The sequence below is a fragment of the Cognatiluteimonas profundi genome, assembly GCF_009792795.1.
Classification (GTDB): domain Bacteria; phylum Pseudomonadota; class Gammaproteobacteria; order Xanthomonadales; family Xanthomonadaceae; genus Cognatiluteimonas; species Cognatiluteimonas profundi.
Genome location: NZ_VKHQ01000003.1, coordinates 381815 through 401684, shown reverse-complemented (window position 1 = coordinate 401684; position 19870 = coordinate 381815). Strand labels below are relative to the sequence as shown.

The following is a 19870-nucleotide window of genomic DNA, read 5'->3' as shown; positions in this document are numbered from 1 at the left end:
AGGATTACTACCCATGAAGACTCTGATTTTCGGTCTGGCAGCCTCCGCCCTGTGCGCGGGTCTGATCGCGCAGCCTGCCAATGCACAGAACCCGGCGCAGCCGCAGGATCCGACCTCGATGGTCCACGCCGATGCCGGCGTCGTCCAGCTGCACGGAGCACCGGTGCCGATCAACCAGTCCATGGGCGCCAACGCTGGCGAAATCGTCAACGTCCGCAATGGCCAGGCGACCATCACCTTCAACAACGGCTGCTCGGTCAAGGTCGAAGGCCGCCAGTACACCATCCCGTCGAAGGCACCGGCTTGCCACACCGCCGCGATCCCGGTTGCGGGCGACGGCAAGATCGTCGCACTGGGTGTTGCCGGCGCGGTCGCTGTTGGATTGGCGGTCGGCAGTGGCGGCAGCGGCAAGAGCGAACGGCCGTCGAGCCCGTAATCGGGTCACGGCGGGTGTAACGCGCAGGACGAAAGGGCCGCCTCGTGCGGCCTTTTTCATGTTTCATGGAGGCATGCGGGATGCAGTGGGCTGGGCGCGCCGGGGGGACGCCCGAGGTCATCGCTGAAGTAGCGGCAGCTTGCCTGCTGCTGGGCGCGATGGTTTTCGGCGGGGGTTCGCGGGGGGCGGGAGATGCAGTCGTGCATCTACTGGCCTTGCCCGCAGCCGTGCTCGCCATCCTGCGCTGGCGCCATGCCGGCGCCACCCGCAACCAACGCCTGTTCCTGTACTGGGTTGTCGCGGCGCTGGCAGTGTTCGCACTGCAGTTGCTGCCGATCCCCGCATCGCTGTTCGCACGCATGCCGCAACGCGCGGCGGTCCTTGCCGACCTGCACCATGCTGGCCTGACGCCCGGCTGGTTGCCGATGACGCTCGACACCTGGGGCAGCGTGCGTGCCTTGCTCGCCTTCGCGACGTTCGCCGCCATGGCCCTGCTCGCGATGACGCTGTCGCAGGCCGCGCGACAGCGGCTGCTGATGCTCGCGCTCCTGGCCGCCGTGCCGATGGCCTTGCTCGGCTACTCGCAGGCGGCCGCCGGAGCCAATTCCACCTTGCGCTTCTACGACTACCACCATCCGATGGGAGCGATCGGCCTGTTCGCCAACCGCAACCACTACGCCGACCTGATGGGCCTGCTGCTGCCGTTCGGATTCGCCTTCGCCGCGCAGGCGCAATCGCGCCAGCAACGCGGGCTCGCCGCGGCCTGGTACGCGCTGGTGGTGATCCTGCTGCTGGCCGCGGCCTTGAGTTTCTCGCGCGCCGGCATCGCGCTCACTGTTGTTGCGGTGGCCGCCAGCGTGCTGCTGCTGCGTCCGGTCGGCACGCGCGGGCGCCATGTGCTGCCGCTGCTGGCATTGGGCCTGGCTGCGCTCGGCATCGCGACCTATGCGTGGGACGGCATCGTTGCGCGCCTTGCGCAGGATCCGCTGGATGACCTGCGCTGGCAGTACGTGCATTACGGCATGGATGCCATGCGCGCATGGCTGCCGTGGGGCAGCGGCTTCGGCAGCTTCCGCGATGTGTACGCCACCTTCGAGCCCGTCAGCGCCATGGTTGAAGTCTTCGCCCTGCATGCGCACAACGACCTGCTGGAGGTAGCGATTGAAGCCGGCGCACCCGGGCTTGCACTGATCGGTGCGTTCCTCGTGTTGCTGTTCATCGCGTCGTTCAGCAAATTCAGAAAAGTCCTACACGGGCGCGCGGAGAACTCACGCACAATTCACGCCGCCGCCGCTGTGGCGTGCATGGTTCCGATCCTGCATTCGCTCGTCGATTACCCGTTGCGGACGCTCGCCATCGCCACGGTTTTCGCCCTGGCGTTGTCCGTCCTGCTCGCGGGCAACATCGAGCAACCGCAGCGTCGCTTGACCGCCTGACTGGAACGGAATCCATGCTGCTCACGCCCCTGCAGGTCCCGCTACGTCGTAGCCACCATCACCTGCCGGACCTCCCGAGCAAGTACACCGCGCTGTTCGCGTGGGGGATCCGCGTGTCCGACGTGCTGGTGGTCATCGTTGCCGGCGTCTGCGCGTACTGGCTGCACTTCGGCCAGATCGAGCTGAGCATGCCTTACCACCGCGCCATCGGGCGCGGTTTCCTCCTGTCGCTGGTCGTGTTCTCCGCCTCGCCGCTGTATCGCAGCTGGCGCGGTCGCGGCCTGGCGCGGGAGTGCCTGACCATGGCCGCCGTGTACACCACGTTGTTCGTGGTCGGCGCCATCTACATCGGCGAGATGAAGCTGGCCGGCGAGCTGTCGCGCGTGTGGCGGCTGGAATGGTTCCTCAGCTGCCTGGTCGCCGGCACCGCGGTGCGCATCGTCATCCGCCGCGCCGCCGCGTATACGCGCAGTCGTGGCCTGGACGTCCGCACCGCGGTCCTTGTCGGCGGCAGCAACGACGCGCACCGCATCATCGATGCGCTGCACCACAACCGCTGGGCCGGCATCAACGTGCTGGGGCGGTTCCAGGTCGGCGACACCGGCCTGCGGGTCGATGGCGTGCCATACCTTGGCGACGTCCGCGCGCTGGCGGAGTATGTCGAGCACCAGCACATCGACCAGGTGTGGATCGCGCTGCCCGTCAGCGAGCAGCAGCAGATCAACGACATCCTCGAAGCCCTGCGGCATTCCACCGCCGACATCAAGTTCGTGCCCGACCTGTTCGGCCTGCAACTGCTCAACCACTCGGTGGAACAGGTGGCCGGGCTGCCGGTGATCAACCTGCGCGCCAGCGCCTTGAATGGCGACGCCTACCTGCTCAAGGCCATCGAAAACCGCATCATCGCCGCCGTGATCCTGGTGATCGTCTCGCCGCTGATGGCCGTGCTCGCGATCGGCGTCAAGCTCAGCTCGCCCGGCCCGATCCTGTTCCGCCAGCAGCGCCATGGCCTGGACGGAAAGCTGATCGATGTCTGGAAGTTCCGCAGCATGCGCATGCACCAGGAGCCCGACGGCCACGTCACCCAGGCCACGCGCTTCGACCGCCGCGTGACACCGTTCGGGCGATTCCTGCGCAGCACCAGCCTCGACGAGCTGCCGCAGTTCTTCAACGTGCTGCAGGGCACGATGGCCGTCGTCGGCCCGCGGCCGCACGCCGTTGCGCACAACCACCAGTACAAGGTCGTCGTGCAGGACTACATGCAGCGCCATCGCATCAAGCCCGGCATCACCGGCTGGGCGCAGGTCAACGGCCTGCGCGGCGAGATCGACGACATCGACAAGATGAAGGCGCGCGTCCAGTACGACCTCTACTACATGCAGAACTGGTCCCTGCTGTTCGACCTCAGGATCATCGCGATGACGGTGTTCAAGGGCTTCTTCGGCCGCAATGCGTACTGACCGATGAGCACCACTCGATGAGTCGCATCCTGGTCGTGGGCATCAACTTTGCCCCGGAAACCATCGGCACCGGCAAATACACCGGCGAGCTGTGCGAGTGGCTGGCCGCGCGCGGGCATCGCGTGCGCGTCGTCACCGCGCCGCCGTATTACCCCGCGTGGAAGTTGTGGAAGGGTTACGGCGGGCGCTGGTTCCGGCGCACGCGCTGGCACCACGTCAGCGTCATCCGCTGCCCGGTCTGGGTGCCACGCAAGCCAAGCGGCATCACCCGCCTGCTGCACCTGGCGAGCTTCGCGCTGTCGTCGTTCGCGGCCATGCTGTGGTGCATCCCGTGGCGGCCACAGGTCGTGATCAACATCGCACCCACGCTCGCCAGCGCACCCGCGGCATGGGCGCTGTCGCGCTTGGTCGGCGCACGCAACTGGCTGCACGTGCAGGATTTCGAAGTCGACGCCGCGATGGACATGGGCATCGTCAATGCCGGCATCCTGCGCCGCCTCGCACTGGCCGCCGAGAGCTGGATGCTGCGCCGCTTCGACCGCGTCTCCGCCATCTCCTGGCGCATGTGCGAGCGCCTGGGCGCCAAGGGCGTGCCCGAGGAGCAGCAAGTGCTGTTCCCCAACTGGGTCGACACCGACGCCATCCATCCACTGGCCGGCCCCAGCCCCTACCGCGCGGAGCTCGGCATCCCCGACGACGCCATCGTCGCCCTGTACTCCGGAAACATGGGCCTCAAGCAAGGCCTCGACATCCTGAGCGACGCCGCCAAAGCCCTATCCCTTCTCCCGCAAGCGGGAGTAGTCCATGAGTCCTCCCTTCTCCCGCCTGCGGGAGAAGGTGCCCGCAGGGCGGATGAGGGCGCTCTTCGCAACCCATCAAATCACCACTCCCTTCTCCCGTCTGCGGGAGAGGGTCGAAACGGCCAACAGGCCGTTTCGGGCAGGGCGGATGAGGGCGCTCTTGTCGGCCGCCCAATCGACGTACCCCTTCTCCCCCAGACGGGAGTAGTCCACGAACCATCGGGAGCGGCGGATGAGGGCGCTCTTCGCAACCCATCAAATCACCACTCCCTTCTCCCGCCTGCGGGAGAAGGTGCCCGTAGGGCGGATGAGGGCGCTCTTCAACAAGAGGCGAACTCACCACCCCCCATCCATTTCATCTTCGGCGGCGAAGGCCCCGCACGCCCAGCCCTCGAAGCCGCCTGCGCCCACCTCCCCAATGTCCGCTTCCTCGACCTGCAACCCACCGAGCGCCTCAACGACTGGCTCGGCCTTGCCGACATCCACCTGATGCCGCAACGCGCCGACGTCGCCGACCTGGTGATGCCGTCCAAGCTCACCGGCATGCTGGCCAGCGGGCGCGCCATCCTCGCCACCGCATCGTGCGACTCCGGCATCGGATTCGCCCTGATGGATTGCGGCGTCATCACGCCGCCCGGCAATACCGCGGCCTTCGTCGCTGCATTGCAGGCGCTGGCGGGCGACAATGCGCGCCGCATCGCGCTCGGCCATGCCGCGCGCACGCAGGCACTGGCCACGCTCTCGCGTGACGCCGTCCTGCTCACCTTCGAGCAGCACCTCAACACGCTGCTGGGCATCACGCCCGACAGCCGTCCAGCCCATTGACCCGCAGGACCCCATGACCAAGCGCGCACTCATCACCGGCATCACCGGCCAGGACGGCTCCTACCTGGCCGAATTGCTGCTGGAGAAAGGTTACGAAGTCCACGGCATCAAGCGCCGCGCCTCGTCGTTCAACACCCAGCGTGTCGATCACCTCTACCAGGATCCGCACGCGCGCGGGTCGAAGTTCCACCTGCATTACGGCGACCTGTCCGACGCCCTCAACCTCACCCGCATCGTCGCCGAGGTCGAGCCCGACGAGGTCTACAACCTCGGCGCGCAGAGCCACGTGGCCGTCAGCTTCGAGCAACCCGAATACACCGCTGATGTCGATGGCCTCGGCACCCTGCGCCTGCTCGAGGCGATCCGCTTCCTCAAGCGCACCGACAAGACGCGCTTCTACCAGGCCAGCACCTCGGAGTTGTACGGCCTGGTGCGCGAGACCCCGCAGACCGAGACCACGCCGTTCCACCCGCGCAGCCCGTACGGCGTCGCCAAGCTGTACGCCTACTGGATCACCGTGAACTACCGCGAGGCCTACGGCATGTATGCCTGCAACGGCATCCTCTTCAACCACGAGAGCCCGCGCCGCGGCGAAACCTTCGTCACCCGCAAGATCACCCGCGGCCTGGCGAACATCGCGCAGGGGCTAGAGACGTGCCTGTTCATGGGCAACCTCGACGCGCTGCGCGACTGGGGCCACGCCAAGGACTACGTGCGCATGCAGTGGATGATGCTGCAGCAGGATGTCGCCAAGGACTATGTGATTGCCACCGGCGTGCAGTACAGCGTGCGTCAGTTCGTCGAGATGGCTGCGCGGGAGTTGGGGATCACGCTGGCTTGGGCAGGCGAGGGCGTTGACGAGAAGGCGACGGTGCAGTCGGTGGAAGGGGACAAGGCGCCGGCGGTGAAGGTGGGTGACGTGATTGTGTCGGTGGATGCGCGGTATTTCAGGCCTGCGGAGGTGGAGACGTTGTTGGGTGATCCGGCGTTGGCGAAGGCGGATATGGGGTGGGTGCCGCAGATTGCGTTATCTGAAATGGTTAAGGAGATGGTTTCCTCGGATTTGAGCGCAGCCCGTCAACATGCCCTTCTAGAAACCCACGGATATGCCATTTCGATGGGAAGGGAAGGGAGCTGACGTTGTCTAGCATCTTGGCGAACTGTCCTGACTGCGGAGGGGGCGGAATTGCGATGGGTCCTATTCCCCCAACCGACAATTTCGCTGGCCGAGTTCTGGAGAAACCGCTCTTCGGCGGGAGCTTATGGCGTTGTCAGCGATGCTCCCTTGGTTTTCGGTGGCCGCGACTAAGCAAGGAAGAACTAGACGTCCTTTATCAGCAGGGCAACGACGCCACGTGGACCGCCCCATTTGATTCTCGCCGGGACTGGCGCATCGCCAGGGACTTTGTGGAGAAAGTGCTTCCCTGCACGAGTCGGATCCTCGACGTCGGTTGTTTTGATGGCGGATTCTTGGAGCCGTTACTGACAAATTACCGTTGTTTTGGAATAGAAATTCATCAGGCCGCACAGAAACGCGCTGAACATAAGGGGATCGAAATAGTTGGGAGTGACTTTTCGGAAGTGGCGGGGGAATTTGATTTTGTAACAGCTTTCGATGTCATCGAGCATGTGGAGAGACCAAGGCAATTTCTGGAACAATGTCTTTCGGTAGTTAAACCTGGTGGCTGGGTCCTTATTTCATCTGGGAATCTGGATGCGTTCAGTTTTCGCCTAATGAAGAGTCGCTACTGGTACTGCACCATTGCTGAGCACATCTCTTTTGTTAGCCCGCGATGGGTTGATAAACACGCAACTGATCTCGGCTATCAAACGACTGCACATGCGACGTTTTCGCATACCTTGGCGTCGGTAAAATCGCGCATCCGTGAATCGGCTATCAACTGCCTCTACCGTGCCTTCCCTAAAATATTTAGCGGATTGCGCAGACTTGGTTTGGGGGGTAAGAAGGTCAGCGCCCATGCGGCGTTGGCCGAGCATCCGCCAGTGTGGGTAAGCGCAAAGGACCATTTCATTGTTATGGTCCAGAAGCGGTAAGCAATCGTTTGTCACGTTCCAGCATTTGGTTTGGCATGTATTGCTACATCAACCTGGCCCTAGGTGTGGCAGCTCGTCGAGATGGCGGCCAAGGAGCTCGGTATCACAGTGGCGCGGGCGCAAATGGTGGCCGAGATGGTCGCAGGCGATCTAATTCAAGCTAGTCGCCATGCCTTGCTAAATATGCATGGCTACGATGCGGCTATTGAGCAAGCTGGACAATAGCAATCGAGGTTGTTCGAACCATCATGTCAAAGCTATCCCTAAGTATTGCAGTCTGCGGTCGCTTCCACTTCCACAAGTGGGTCAAGGATCTGGATGCAGCTCAAGTAAAAACCGTAATTCACTACTCGCACAAAATCGGGCAAAAGCCTTTTGGCGAATTAGATGCCAGAAACAAGCACCTCAAAGAATATTTGATGCAACTGCATGGGCGAGTTCTCGGTGATCGTCTATTGCCAGTGATGCTCCCCTGCTATCACCGCATATGGGAGAACGCTGTCGTTGCCGATCTTCCGAAAGTAAATGTTGCGCATGTAATGCTGCATGGAAACGTTTTGGAAGTTATCAAAAAACACCGAGCTAATGGAGCGTTCGTCATTGGCGAGGCGGTGAATGCGCACGTTAGCGTTCTCGCCGAAATTCTTGATCGGGAACAGCGAGTCTTGGGATTTCCTCCCGAAAAGTACCCATCACACTGGGCTCGCATGGTTGAGGAGTATGCGTTATGCGATCGGATACTCGTTGCGTCGAGTTGGGTGAAGCGCTCATTTGTCGATGCCGGATTTCCGGCGGAACGAATAATCAGAGTTCCTTACCCGTCATCTAGGAGTGGTGGTGTCGCTTTGAAGCGACGTCAGCCTGAAGTGCCAGTCAAGGTTCTCTGCGTCGCAGGCATACAGCCCCGCAAGGGGCAGCATTATCTCCTCGAAGCTGTTCGCCACTTAAGGTCCGAGGGGCAGCGGATCTCACTAACTTTTGTCGGCAGAAACACCAACAGGCCGTTCCTGAAATCCCTGCGCGCAATGGATGTTGAATTCAATCATTTGCCGCATGTGGCTAATGAGCGAATGATCGAATTCATGCGTGAGTTCGACGTATTTGTTCTTCCGAGCGTGGAAGACGGGTTCAGTATCGTGGTGTGCGAAGCGCTTCAGGCGGGTCTTCCAGTCGTTACCACATCCAACAACGGCGCTGCTGATGCAATCGTTCATGGAAAAAACGGATTCGTGGTGCCTGCAGGAGATTCCGTGGCTTTATCCAAGGCCATAACGAATGCCATGAGTCTGCTTCCATGTGAGGTAGTACAGCAAGAGGTGGCCACCTGGAGTGAGTACGCAAATCGAATGTTGGAGATGTACAAGGATGTTTCTGGCCGGATCCATTCGCCATGAAGCCAGTCACCGTGTTGGATATAGGGATGGTGGACGATGGTCACCGAGGTCCTTACATATCCTTTCTATCAAAGTTATTTGATCTGGACCGCAAGCGGTTTTCAGCGGCTTCGCTGTTCTCGCGGCATCCGGTTTTGATTCCTCTGGTCGAGGACTCGCTTGCGATTTATGTGGTTACCGGAATTCTGCGGTCGATAGTAGGGAAGCGAACGGTTGGATTTTTGTTTAGGCCTAAGCCGGCACTGGAGTGTTCATCGTTGCGCCTGCGTACGAAGTATCTCGTTCTTCGCGCTCTCCGGCTTCTTCGTAATGTGCAAACAGTCACTATCGTTCCGTTTTCCACTGAGTTCCGTCTAAATGAGATTGCCGACAATTGGATCCACGATCCGCAGCTCTGGGACTTAGATGAAGAGGCAGTAGTTGCAAGTCGTGCGGAAAGTGAGCTCGCCATAGACATTCGTGAGCGAGCGGCGGGCCGGCAGATATGTATGGCGCTTGGGAGGCAAGATAAAAGCAAAGGGTTTGACTGGCTCGTTGCGCTATACCGGACAAATTCAGGTCTGCGCGATTCAACACTATTTGCTTTCGGTGGAAAAGTCAGCGCCGATCTTCGCATCGAGCTCGAGTCATTTAGAGAGGCCGGTGGATTCGCTTGCGATCGTTTTGTGGCTGATGAGGAGTTGATCGCGCTTTACTCTTGCGCAAATTTGATTTGGTGCGCTTATTCGCCCGACTACGACCAGGCATCGGGGATTTTTGGACGGGCAGTCCAACTGGGGATTCCAGTCGTGGTTCGAAGGGGATCACTGCTGCATCGGATGTGCGAAGTTGAGAGCATCAGCCACGTTTCCCTAAGTTTCGAGGACAAAGGTGAAGTTCTAATGGATCCTCCAACAAGAGAACCACTCGGCGTCACTCTATCCCGCACTAAGCGCATGCGATCCGAGAGCCAGCGGCGTCTCAATTTAGCGCTTGGTTATCCGGCATGAGCGAGATCACCACCCTTAGCCGGTTCAATCTTAGAAAGAACGTTTCTTTTGCAGCGGCTGAGCTTTTTGTAAATACAGCCCTGTTGTTTTTTGGATACCGCATGGTGATCAAGCAAGGGGGCGTGGAGGCCGTTGGCGTCTGGGCCACCCTGTATGCATGGACGAATCTAATTCGGCTGGGAGATGTAGGGGTAGCCGCGGCTGCCACTCGTTTCCTGGCGCTATGGAATGTCACAGACGATCGGGAAAAGGTGCGTGTATATGGTGAGACGGCCTTGCTCACCAACGTGATTCAATTTGGTGTTCTTGCGACGTTGGCGTATTTCGCAATTGGACCGTTCGTGGAGCGCCTTGTTGGAGCGAATCATGCTGCAGAAGCCCTTCGGGTGTTGCCGCTCCTGGTCTTTGGGTTTTTTCTGCTGAATATATCTGGGACGCTGCTCGGAATCTTGCAAGGACTGCACATGGGCTACCGTCGCTCCCAGTTGTCGGTGCTTGGGACGGTGATTCAGTTGCTTGTAGTTCTTTTGCTGGTTCCAGCAATCGGGTTGAGGGGGCTTGCTTGGGCCCAAATTGTTCAACACAGCATCGTTGCCGTGGTTTGTTGGGTCATCATTCGCCGAAAGATGGGAAGCGCTTTCGTTCCAACGTGCTTTGATCGCGTGTGCTTCCGAGCAATGCTGGGTTACAGCGTAAAAGCGCAAGTTGTAAATTTGTCCAGTGGGCTGGTTGACCCAATATCAAAGGCGCTGGTCGGCCACTTTGGCGGTATGACTGCCCAGGGGCTATATGAGCTCGCATACAAGACTGTACTTTTGCCTCGCAACTTGGTTGCTAGTGGTGTAACTGCCGCAACCCCTACGATGGCAGCGCTCTTCCACAAAGATAGGGGCCAACTTCGCCGTGTGTACGCTCGCGCGTTCCGCCTGTCAGCGGGTTTAATGGCCATTACGTCGCTCGGGCTCATCGCGTTCGCCCCGCTACCATCGTTATTGTGGCTTGGACGGATCAACACCACTTATTGGTTATATGTGGCACTTTTGTCAGCCGGTTTTTTTGGCAATGTCCTGGGTGCTCCCGCTTACGTGCTGGGAATGGCGTCAGGGCGTCTGGGTAACAACATCTTGGTCACGGTACTCGTTCTTGCACTTCTTCTTGTCTTAGGTATTTCAACAGGATCTATTTGGGGCGGTGCTGCTGCAGTGGCTGCAACGTCGTTTGCCATTGGCTTCGGCGGCATCGCGATTTGGTTGATGAACCGCAAACTGGTTGATCCCGATAATGCGCCAGATGAGGGTGTGGTCGAGAGTCATGCGTATTGACGAGCGTGACGCCAGCCTGCACGCAAAATATAAATCTCTACCGGCCGGGCAGCCCCGCAGGTGCTTTCTGGAGAGCAGGCTTCGCGTAGTCGGAAGATGTAGTACTGAGGGGATTATCGCGGTATGACTGTCAAGGACATATCTCCGGCGACGGGGCGAAAGCTTTTGTTCGCATATGCCGCCGCTATCGCTGCTTGGATGTTTGATTTCAAGAGTAGTGAGGCTGGCGCGGGGTTAGCTGTGCAGTCGGTGTTTATCGTTGCATATATAGTTTTTTTTGCATTATTCGTATTGTTTGACCGAGGATTTCGAAGAGTCCGTGGTTTCTTATTATTTTTCTTCTGCGCTTTCCTATTCGTGTTCGTCGGAATTGTGTCGGGCCTTCTCGCTGGACAACAATTTTATGCAATGTTTCGTAACGCATTCACAGTTGGCCTATATGCTTCAATCGCATATGCAACGGCCAGGGTGGTGCTGCTCTGTTCCTTGCCCGCTTTGCGAAGAGTGCTCGGTTGGCTCTGTTTCGGGTTCTCGATATCGACGTTCCTAATCGTCTTGCTGTTCCAAGGCGGCGTGAATTTGGAAACCGTCCGTTTTCAGATTTTAGGAGGCTCCGGACTTGCAGCATTAAGCCTTGTGTCGATGGCGCTTGTACTTTCTCTGCGCCCCGTAGAGGTGACGACTGTCTTTGTTTCTAGCTTGATTCTTTTTCTTACTGTCACCCGAACGTATTTGGTAATGATCGTCGCGCAATTGCTGGCTCTCTACCCATTCGGTAAACGGCTGTTGCGGAAGCGGGCCGTGGTTGCAGTTGCATCCGTGTGTGTGGCCTGCGCGTTTGCGTTCTTGGCTTTCCCCGAAGGTTTCGAGCGATGGATGCAGCGGCTTTTTGTGCGAGAAAAATTCGGAGGGATCGACCCCACGCTTTTCACTCGTCAAGTCGAATGGCACTACATGTGGAACGCCTTTCTCTCATCTGCCCACAATTTCTTCATCGGATCCGGAATGGCGGCTGAAACCTCCTATTACCTGGCGCGTAACTTAGGTGGCGGTCTCGGAGCGGAAGCCTCAGTGGGCTTCGGCCACAGTAACCATATCTCTTTGTTATTCATCGGCGGCGTCCTTGGCGGGGCGCCGCTCCTATTGGTGCAAATATCCCAGCTTCTAATGGCCCTCAATTTTATTGGCAAGGGCCTGAAACACTTCAGCGATGAGCTCGATCTTCTCTTCCTTGGTACGTGGGGTGGCCTAACTGTGATTGGAACATTCGTCGTGGGTTTTTTTGCTCCAGTATTCAGTGACCGCGGATTCTCGCTTTGGTACGGAATAGGCACTGGTCTCCTAATAGGGGCGCAAGCACTTGGAACGAAGAGAAAGGCTAGGGTGGAAATTAATCTTCAACGCCGAGAGCCATTCCACATCACAAGATCGTCGGAAATCTAAAGCCAAGCATTTGGTTAATCGGAATCTATGAGGTGATGATTTGACAGTGTTCGTTGTAGACGTGTTCCACAATATTCTTTGGTCAAGGTACAAGGGCGTCGTTTTCTCTAAGATTGCAGAGCAGGCTGCCGATCGGCGCCTAAAGTTTCAATTTCATCAGATTGCTGAGACGGAGCTAGATCGCGTTTCTTTAAGTGTGGTTGATCTCAGCTATCACAAGTATCCATACGAGGTGCTGTTTGCGGGGGCATACAGCACCATTCCGTTGCCATTGCGAGTTACAACTCTGTTCAAGAGAGTCTGGAATTCGAAGGCCGATTTGGTCGTGCTTCCGTGTTACGACAGGATCGAATATTGGGGCATGTTGGCGGCTGCGATCTTGCGAGGTAAGAAAAGGGCCGTATTTTCAGACTCGACGATTCATGATCGACCGCAGGTCGCATGGAAAGGTTGGCTCAAGCGTCTTTTCCTATCAACCTGCGACGGTGTTTTCGTGTATGGACAGCGTGCGCGCCAATACGCCATTCACTACGGTGCGCCTCCTGCTGCGGTGTTTTCGCGATGCCAAGCAGCGGCGTTGCCACACGACTATTCGCGGATCAACGCGCTGGCAGCCAGGGTGGCGTCCGCTCCGTCGCCCAACGCTCCACGCTATCTATACGTCGGCAGAATGTCACCTGAAAAGTCGTTGGATTCGTTGCTTTACGCATTTGCTGAAGTCGTCGGCAATTGTCCTGACGCCAAGCTAGCTCTCGTCGGATCGGGGCCGGACCAACTCAAGCTTGAAGCAATATCCGCGTCGCTAGAGCTAGCGAGTTCGGTCTTGTTTCTCGGGAGCATGAACACGATTGAACTAGCCAAAGAGTATTCGCGAGCGACGTGTCTGGTTCTTCCGAGTAAAAGCGAGCCTTGGGGATTGGTAGTCAACGAAGCGCTTAGCTATGGATGTCCGGTTGTCGTCAGCGACGCGTGTGGCTGTGTCCCGGAGCTAGTTATTGAGGGCATTACGGGGTTTGCTTTTAAGGTCGGGGATGTGGCAGATCTTCAGGCGAAGCTCTCTGCTGTGACAATGAGCCTTTCGGACGTTTCTAGCGTGGCGAACAGCTGCCTTGCGACGATCAACAGGTTCACCCCGGCAATCGCGGCCTCCCAGATCATTGATGGCTGTCAAGAGATCTTGTCCCGATGAAATGCGTAAGTAGATGGTGCGGAGAATTTGATTATGCGCAAAGTGGTCATGGTGGGTGCGTTTCCGCCCCCTACGCACGGTATGTCGGTCATCAACGAAGCACTTTTCAATGTTCTGATCGCAGCTTCGCCGGACGTTAAGAGAGTTAATACGGCAGCCCGCAATCTGAGCCGAGGCGCTTGGGCGAGGGTTTCTCGGCTAGCCAAGATATTGCCTGCGATAAGTGCGTTCCTTGAGCACACGCAAATCCGCCGGGCAATCGTCTACATAGGCGTTTCAGGGGGGGTGGGCCAGGTATACGACGCGCTATTCGTCTTATTGGCACGGGCTAGACGGATCCCTGTTTGCCTGCATCACCACAGCTTTGCCTATCTGGACCGTCCGGGGCTCGTAAGCAAAATGCTCATTGCACTAGCGGGAGATGCCACCCGTCACGTGGTGCTGTCTGCCGAAATGGGGAGAAGGCTTGAGCGACTCGGAGTGGATCCGGCTGCCATTAGAGTCCTTTCCAATGCTGCGTTTCTCAGTGAGTCTGAGCCCCCCCGACCGTTGCGACCCCTGAGAACTCTCGGATTTCTGAGTAACGTCTGCGAAGAGAAGGGTGTAAATGAATTCATTGCACTCGCTTCAAAGTTGGAAGTTAGCCATCCCGCGTTGCGACTGATCTTAGCTGGACCATTTCAGGATTCGGTAACTGAAAGGAAGATAATGGCGCTGCTGACGTCATCAGTGAATGTTCGTTATGTTGGAGCGAAGTACGGGCAAGAGAAGGAAATGTTTTTCTCAGAAATCGATGTCCTGGTATTCCCAACTAAATATGCAAACGAGGCGGAGCCCGTCACCCTCCACGAGGCGATGCGCAATGCCGTCCCCGTGATCGCGTACGGACGCGGGGCGATTCCAGAGATGATTACAAGTAGCTCAGGTCTCGTCATCAATCCATCGTCTTGTTTTGAGGCATCGGCGAAGGAGCAGATTGAGGTTTGGATCGAGGATCCGGATGCATTTCAGCGCGCGTCGACTTCGGCGCGTGCGCGTTTTACTGCGATGGCTGACGACGGACAAGCGTCTTTGAAGTCCTTCGTCGCTGAGCTTTTAAAGGACGATGACATGCAGGCTGAACGCGCATGAGAAAAATCGAAAAGCTGCTTCGCGTGATTGCCCGTAGCAGGTATAGGCGGGCGTTTGTTCGACATGGTGTTGCCGCTGGCGTTGAGCATGAGTCGCTGCTCAAGCAAATTTCCTGCCGGACTGTTGTTGACATCGGCGCCAATCGCGGACAGTTCGCCCTTGTGGCGATGGAGATGTTTCCAGAAGCCCAAATATTCTCATTTGAGCCGTTGACGAAACCTGCTGAGACATTTCGACGCGTATTTGCAGATAGGACCGCTAAGCTGTTTCCGGTGGCTGTCGGGCCGACCCGGAGTCAGGAGCTAATTCATTTGTCTGCTCGGGATGATTCCTCGTCGCTCCTGCCAATCACATCTGCCCAATCTGCGTTGTTTCCTGGTACGGAGGAGATCTCCACTCAAACCGTGGAAGTCAGTCCGTTGGGTCTCCAGATCAAGGCAGATCAGATTGTTGCTCCCGCTCTCTTAAAGATGGATGTGCAGGGATTTGAACTTTCTGCTCTAGCTGGTTGCGAGGACTTGTTGTCTCGTTTTTGCTACGCATACATCGAGTGCTCGTTTATTGAGTTGTACGAAGGGCAGGCGTTGGCCGATGAGGTAATTCGCTGGATGGCTGCTAGGGGTTTCTCACTTGATGGCGTCTATAACGTGAGCTTCGACTTGAAAGGCAGGGCCATCCAAGCTGATTTCTTTTTTGCGGTTCCACGACCCGCTCCCGTGTGCGTTAATAAAAGAGCAAATAGGGGTCAAGCTAACCTTTGACGAATTCCGAAAGTGCGCTCCGACCAACAACAACAGGGGTCAGAGTGCACTTTCACCAGTCCCAAAACAGGGGTCAGAGTGCACTTTCCCTCAGGGGCCTGCATGACGCTTTACGTTACATGACGGATGGCGTTATAGTCGCTGCGTGATCCGGAGCTTTGTCGACAGGGAGGCCGAAAAGATCTGGGAAGGTGCGCCGTCGCGGCGGCTTCCTGGCGACATCCAGGCCGTTGCCAGGCGCAAGTTGCGCATGCTCAATAACGCCGCCACCCTGGATGATCTTCGCGTCCCGCCAGCCAACAGGCTCGAGCCGCTGAAAGGCGGGCGCAAGGGTCAGCACAGCATCCGGATCAACGATCAATGGCGCGTCTGTTTCCGCTGGAAAGATGGAGACGCGCATGACGTGGAAATCGTCGATTACCACTGACATGGGCTTTCGAACATGAAGACGCTGCCGAACATCCACCCCGGTGAAATCCTGCTGGAGGAATTCCTCATTCCCATGGCGATCAGCCAGAACGCATTGGCGCGCGCCGCGGGTGTGTCGCCACGGCGCATCAACGAGATCGTGCTGCACAAGCGTGGTGTGACCGCCGATACGGCGGTGCGCCTTGCCGCCGTGTTGGGCACGAGCGAACGCTTCTGGCTTGGCCTGCAGGCGGACTACGATCTGGAAGAAGCGCATCGCGCCTTGGGAAAGTCTCTCGCGCATCTCGAGCGGATCGCTGCGTGAGCGACAACAGGGGTCAGAGTGCACTTTCCCTCTGGCCCGGGTTTTGGAAGTGCACTCTGACCCGGGTTTTGACCTGATCACCCCGACGCGATGTGCGCGATCGCGCGCTCGAGGTCGACACTGGCGTCGGCGCATATCCTGCGGAAGGCGTCCGAAATTCCCGGGTCGCCACTGGTGCGCTGCCAGAACGCCAGTGCGATGGCGGCTGCAATCTGCCACGCGTCGCGGTGTTCGGGCGTCGGCAGTGGGACGATGAAGTCGCGCGGCACGATTTCTCCGGTGCTTGCCGGGCGGAAGTGCATCGGCAACATGTCGTAGGCCGGCGCCAGCGCGAACGGGCGCGAATCCGACAGCGTGAGTGCGGCGTTGCCCAGGTGCATGTCGCTGTTGGCGATCAGCGCACCGAACCACCCGAGTACCGCCAGGCGCGAGGCGTCGTCTGCGTCGATCCATCCGTCGCGTTGCAGTTGCGGTGCCAGCCGCCACCAGTCGATCCGGCCGTGGCCGTAGAAGGCGGCATCGATTGCGGCAAGCGACACGAAGCCACGGCGACCCAGGCGCGGTGTGCGGTCGAAGCGCGTGGATTGCAGGAAGCTGCGTCCGCCGGCCTGGAGGATGTCGCTGTCCGCAGCGGGTTGGCCGAATGCCTGCAGCGTCGTTCCCGCGATGTGTTCGCAGGCCAGCAGGTCGGCCCAGCGGCGCGCGGCCGGCGTGTCGCCGCGCTCGCTGAACTTGACGATCACCGGGCTGAGGGTGCCGTTGTCCTGGCGCAGGGTGATCGCGAACTTCGGTTGCTCGCCACCGGCGGACGAGCCGATGTCTTCGCCGCGCAGCGCCGCGTCGGCGAGCTGCGGATAGCGGGAGTCGCGCGCGTCCGTGGCGATGGCGTCCGGGTGCAGGATGCCCTGCAGCGCGCGGTGCAGCGCCTTCTCGCCGAGGACCAGGTCGCCCGGCTGGTCGTCGCCGTGGCGAAGCAAGGCGAGCACCAGGTCGTCGGGCTGCCAGCGCGCGAGGTCGTCGGGCGCGCCGATGTTGGCCGCGACCCGATGTGCGAAGGCGCGGCCGAGGAAGCCTTGCGGACGCTGGTCATCGAGGAACCACGGCAGCGCAGGGAACAGGCCGTCCCCGAAGGAATCCGGCAACAGGCCGGACGATCGGCCGGATGGCTCGAAGTGGTAGCCGTCGCCATGCAGTGCGCGCAATTGGCCCAGCAGCTGGGCGTGGCCATCGGGATCCACCCGGTACAACGGCCAACGGCCGCCCGCCCGCGCGATGTCGCGGGTCAGGGCGTAGCGCGAGCTGCGCGCCTGGCCGATACGCAGCACCCGGTCCCCCGCGAGCGCCAACGTGCGGGAGACCGTGGGCTGGCTGATCCCCATGCGCCCGGCCAGGAACCTGGCGGTCACCACGCCATGGGTCCTGAGGATGGCTTCGAGTTGCGGCAGGTGGGTTGGGGGCATGGGGAGATTGAATAGGATCGTGAATAGATATGCAAGTCACGATTTGGGGATATCGTGCGAGTTCTGCGGTTTTGATGGAGATTGACTGGTGCATGAAGTGAATAGATAAGCAGGGGCGAAACAGGGGTCAGGTTCCACTTTCCCCAACTTCGACAGATCCTTTCGCCGTGCGCGGCCGCCCAATGCGGGCGGGTCCTGCGCGTCGGGATAGCTGCGTTTCGATCGCGGCGCGGAAGCGCTGGGATCCCAGCGCGTGTTGGCGTTGCAGGTATAGGCGGATGGCTTCCAGTTCGGCGGGGTCGGTGTCGACCATGACCAGTTCGCGGTAGGCCGCGCATCGGGCGGCGGGGTCGGTATCAAGGGCGGTGTAGGCCGGATGCGGTCGTATCAGTCGGTCGGTGCGGCCCAGCGCATTGCACGCGAAGCTCGACCACGGGTAATCGCCGGGGTCGGCGACCATCGCGGCGCGGACGGGGTTGAGTTCGATGTAGCGATGGCAGCGCAGCAGGTACGTGTCGCTGTCGACCAGGCAGGCCTTGTAGCGGCCTTCCCATAGCGTGCCGGTGCGGTGATAGCGGTCATTGACGTAGCGCACGTAGCGCCGGCCGAGCGCCTGCATCACGCGGCTCACCTGGCCGGCTTCTGTTGGCGTGATCAACAGGTGCACATGGTTGGTCATCTGGACGTAGGCATGCACCGCGCAGCCTTCGCGCAAGGCGATCTCGCGCAGCTCGTCCTGATAGCGGATGTAGTCGACCGGTGCGAAGAAGCAGGGTTGTCGGTCGTTGCCACGCTGGACGACGTGCTGGGGCACGCGCGCCAGATCGAGCCTGGGTTGCCTGGGCATCGGACATCCTTGTCCGTGGAGGTTGCGCAAGCGTCGCGGTCATCGGGGCCGGTGTCTGTCGGGATTCAGCCCGGCTGGTGGGAAGTGCACTCTGACCCCTGTTGTTAATGATGGACGCCGTTGATTGGCAGGCAAGCGCCGCCCGGCGAAGGCGGCGCCGGCTCCTCCACGAGGCGCCAGCCATCATCGCCAGCCAGCAGCGATGCAACCGGAAAGAGGAACGGGCGACGTTTCCGCCCACCGGATCCGCGCGTCCGCAACAGCACCGCGTACTCCACGCCTTCCACGGGTACCACGCCGCAGATGCGCGCGTGACCGCTCTCGTCGTTCCACAACTGACCAGGTTCAAGATTCATCGGGTCAGCATACGGCGTTGCGTGTTGGTGCTTTGTACACGGCGCATTAGGACGTCCCGTCGAGCCATGTCGCTCATTGCCGATAACGGACGTTGAGCTGCCTTGACGGCCGGAGCCGGCGATGGACCGCTTCCGACCCAAAGCAGGCAGACCGCATCGACTGACGCCGTGGCGGCAACGCGCGTCGACCGCTGCGCTCGTTCTCCATGGATGGCGTGCGGCCATGCGCATCCACGCAGTCTCACCCGCGCTTCACCCGCCGGCGCCAGGTGATTGATACCGTTCGCCGATGGGTTACCGATTCCGCTTCCGTGAGCCCGTCGACGTCGAGTTCCGTGCCATCGCGCTCGAGCAGATCCGGCTCTGCCACGATGCGGCGCAGGCCACGGGCGTCGACATCGCGCACGAGATCCGCAGGCACTGCAAGAAACAGCAGGCTCTTCTGCGGCTGGTGCGGGGCTCGTTCCCCGACCATGCGCGGGAACAGCGGGTGGTGCGCGACGCCGGACGCGAGCTGGCGGCGCTGCGGGATGTCGCCGCACACCGCGATGCCCTGGCGCGGCTGCGGCAACGCGATGCGCAGCGTTATGCCGTGCCCGAGCTGGAGCGGGCGGAGGCATGGCTTGCGGGAGTGCAGCAGTCCGACACGGTCATGCGGAAAGAGGCGGTCGCCGTGCAGCGCGCCCTCGATCGACTCGACCGCCAGCGCGACCGGCTGTCGGCCTGGACCCTTGAGAAGCACGGGTTCTGCGCGCTTTCGGACGGGTTCGCCCACACGTACCGCCTAGGGCGGCAGCGCCTTGCACAGGTCATCGACGAACCGACCGCCGACAATTTCCACGAGTTGCGGAAATACGTAAAGCACCATCGCTTCCACCTGGAGCTCCTGCAGTCGCTGTGGAAGCGCCCGATCGGCGCGGCCGTCGAGGAAGTGGAGCTGCTCGGCGAATGGCTGGGCGAGCACCATGACCTGCATGTTCTCGCCATCGCGCTCGGCGACGAATCGCGCGGTGCCGACAGGATCGACCCGGTCTGGCTCGGCGAACTCACGCGGCCGGAAATGTCGCGGCTGGAGCGTCGCGCACTCGGCGTCGCGCGGCGCGTTTACGCCGAAAAACCTTCGCGCATGTGCACCCGGTTCGGCGTGTACTGGCAGGCTTGTGAACAACAGGAACAACAGGGGTCAGAGTGCACTTTCACCAGTTCCGAAAGTGCACTCTGACCCGGGTTTGC

General features: G+C 59.9%; 20 protein-coding genes. 16 read left to right on the top strand and 4 right to left on the bottom strand.

Annotated features, from left to right (window positions below; genetic code table 11):
• The first annotated feature begins 13 nt into the window (after positions 1-13).
• The 15 genes from GST15_RS03805 (at position 14) to GST15_RS03735 (ending at position 15974) form a co-directional block, all read left to right on the top strand.
• Entirely contained in the window at positions 14-436 is a 423-nt protein-coding gene (locus GST15_RS03805; protein WP_159015920.1) for a hypothetical protein, read from the top strand.
• A 200-nt stretch (positions 437-636) separates the two neighbouring features.
• Entirely contained in the window at positions 637-1872 is a 1236-nt protein-coding gene (locus GST15_RS03800) for an O-antigen ligase family protein (RefSeq protein ID WP_159015919.1), read from the top strand.
• Positions 1873-1886: 14 nt separating this feature from the next.
• Positions 1887-3332 (top strand): undecaprenyl-phosphate glucose phosphotransferase, encoded by a 1446-nt coding sequence (locus tag GST15_RS03795; protein WP_159015918.1) that lies wholly within the window; start codon positions 1887-1889, stop codon positions 3330-3332.
• 17 nt (positions 3333-3349) lie between these two features.
• Entirely contained in the window at positions 3350-4957 is a 1608-nt protein-coding gene (locus tag GST15_RS12855) for a WcaI family glycosyltransferase (RefSeq protein ID WP_233263040.1), read from the top strand.
• 13 nt (positions 4958-4970) lie between these two features.
• Positions 4971-6095 (top strand): GDP-mannose 4,6-dehydratase, encoded by a 1125-nt coding sequence (gene gmd, locus GST15_RS03785; protein WP_159015917.1) that lies wholly within the window; start codon positions 4971-4973, stop codon positions 6093-6095.
• Positions 6096-6097: 2 nt separating this feature from the next.
• Entirely contained in the window at positions 6098-7012 is a 915-nt protein-coding gene (locus GST15_RS03780; RefSeq protein WP_159015916.1) for a class I SAM-dependent methyltransferase, read from the top strand.
• A 248-nt stretch (positions 7013-7260) separates the two neighbouring features.
• Positions 7261-8406 (top strand): glycosyltransferase family 4 protein, encoded by a 1146-nt coding sequence (locus tag GST15_RS03775; RefSeq protein WP_159015915.1) that lies wholly within the window; start codon positions 7261-7263, stop codon positions 8404-8406.
• Complete coding sequence (locus tag GST15_RS03770) at positions 8403-9395, top strand: hypothetical protein (RefSeq protein WP_159015914.1); 993 nt, start codon at positions 8403-8405, stop codon at positions 9393-9395. Before GST15_RS03775 ends, GST15_RS03770 begins: the two co-directional genes overlap by 4 nt.
• Positions 9392-10717 (top strand): oligosaccharide flippase family protein, encoded by a 1326-nt coding sequence (locus GST15_RS03765; protein ID WP_159015913.1) that lies wholly within the window; start codon positions 9392-9394, stop codon positions 10715-10717. Before GST15_RS03770 ends, GST15_RS03765 begins: the two co-directional genes overlap by 4 nt.
• Positions 10718-10840: 123 nt before the next feature.
• On the top strand, positions 10841-12160 hold the full coding sequence (locus GST15_RS03760; protein ID WP_159015912.1) for an O-antigen ligase family protein: 1320 nt from the start codon (positions 10841-10843) through the stop codon (positions 12158-12160).
• Positions 12161-12206: 46 nt separating this feature from the next.
• A complete protein-coding gene (locus tag GST15_RS03755; RefSeq protein ID WP_233263073.1) occupies positions 12207-13349 on the top strand; it encodes a glycosyltransferase family 4 protein in 1143 nt (380 codons plus the stop codon).
• A 33-nt stretch (positions 13350-13382) separates the two neighbouring features.
• On the top strand, positions 13383-14480 hold the full coding sequence (locus GST15_RS03750; RefSeq protein ID WP_159015910.1) for a glycosyltransferase family 4 protein: 1098 nt from the start codon (positions 13383-13385) through the stop codon (positions 14478-14480).
• The gene (locus GST15_RS03745) at positions 14477-15241 is read left to right on the top strand and encodes an FkbM family methyltransferase (protein WP_199268706.1); all 765 of its coding nucleotides are present in this window, start codon (positions 14477-14479) and stop codon (positions 15239-15241) included. Before GST15_RS03750 ends, GST15_RS03745 begins: the two co-directional genes overlap by 4 nt.
• A gap of 145 nt (positions 15242-15386) precedes the next feature.
• Positions 15387-15668 carry a type II toxin-antitoxin system RelE/ParE family toxin gene (locus GST15_RS03740; protein WP_159015909.1) on the top strand — a complete coding sequence of 94 codons (282 nt, stop codon included), beginning with the start codon at positions 15387-15389 and terminating at the stop codon, positions 15666-15668.
• A gap of 15 nt (positions 15669-15683) precedes the next feature.
• On the top strand, positions 15684-15974 hold the full coding sequence (locus GST15_RS03735) for a HigA family addiction module antitoxin (protein WP_159015908.1): 291 nt from the start codon (positions 15684-15686) through the stop codon (positions 15972-15974).
• 77 nt (positions 15975-16051) lie between these two features.
• Here the strand turns inward: GST15_RS03735 and yjjJ are convergent, their stop codons facing one another.
• From yjjJ to GST15_RS12850, 4 genes are all read right to left on the bottom strand, one after another.
• Positions 16052-17434, bottom strand: coding sequence for a type II toxin-antitoxin system HipA family toxin YjjJ (gene yjjJ / locus GST15_RS03730; protein WP_159015907.1), 1383 nt, complete (start codon positions 17432-17434; stop codon positions 16052-16054).
• A 127-nt stretch (positions 17435-17561) separates the two neighbouring features.
• Positions 17562-18281 (bottom strand): transposase, encoded by a 720-nt coding sequence (locus tag GST15_RS03725; protein WP_159015906.1) that lies wholly within the window; start codon positions 18279-18281, stop codon positions 17562-17564.
• Between the two features lie 104 nt (positions 18282-18385).
• Entirely contained in the window at positions 18386-18637 is a 252-nt protein-coding gene (locus tag GST15_RS03720) for a hypothetical protein (RefSeq protein WP_159015905.1), read from the bottom strand.
• A gap of 241 nt (positions 18638-18878) precedes the next feature.
• Entirely contained in the window at positions 18879-19112 is a 234-nt protein-coding gene (locus GST15_RS12850) for a hypothetical protein (protein ID WP_233263088.1), read from the bottom strand.
• Here GST15_RS12850 and GST15_RS03715 point away from each other — a divergent pair.
• Entirely contained in the window at positions 19035-19859 is an 825-nt protein-coding gene (locus GST15_RS03715; protein ID WP_233263072.1) for a CHAD domain-containing protein, read from the top strand. The genes GST15_RS12850 and GST15_RS03715 overlap by 78 nt on opposite strands.
• Positions 19860-19870: the final 11 nt, after the last annotated feature.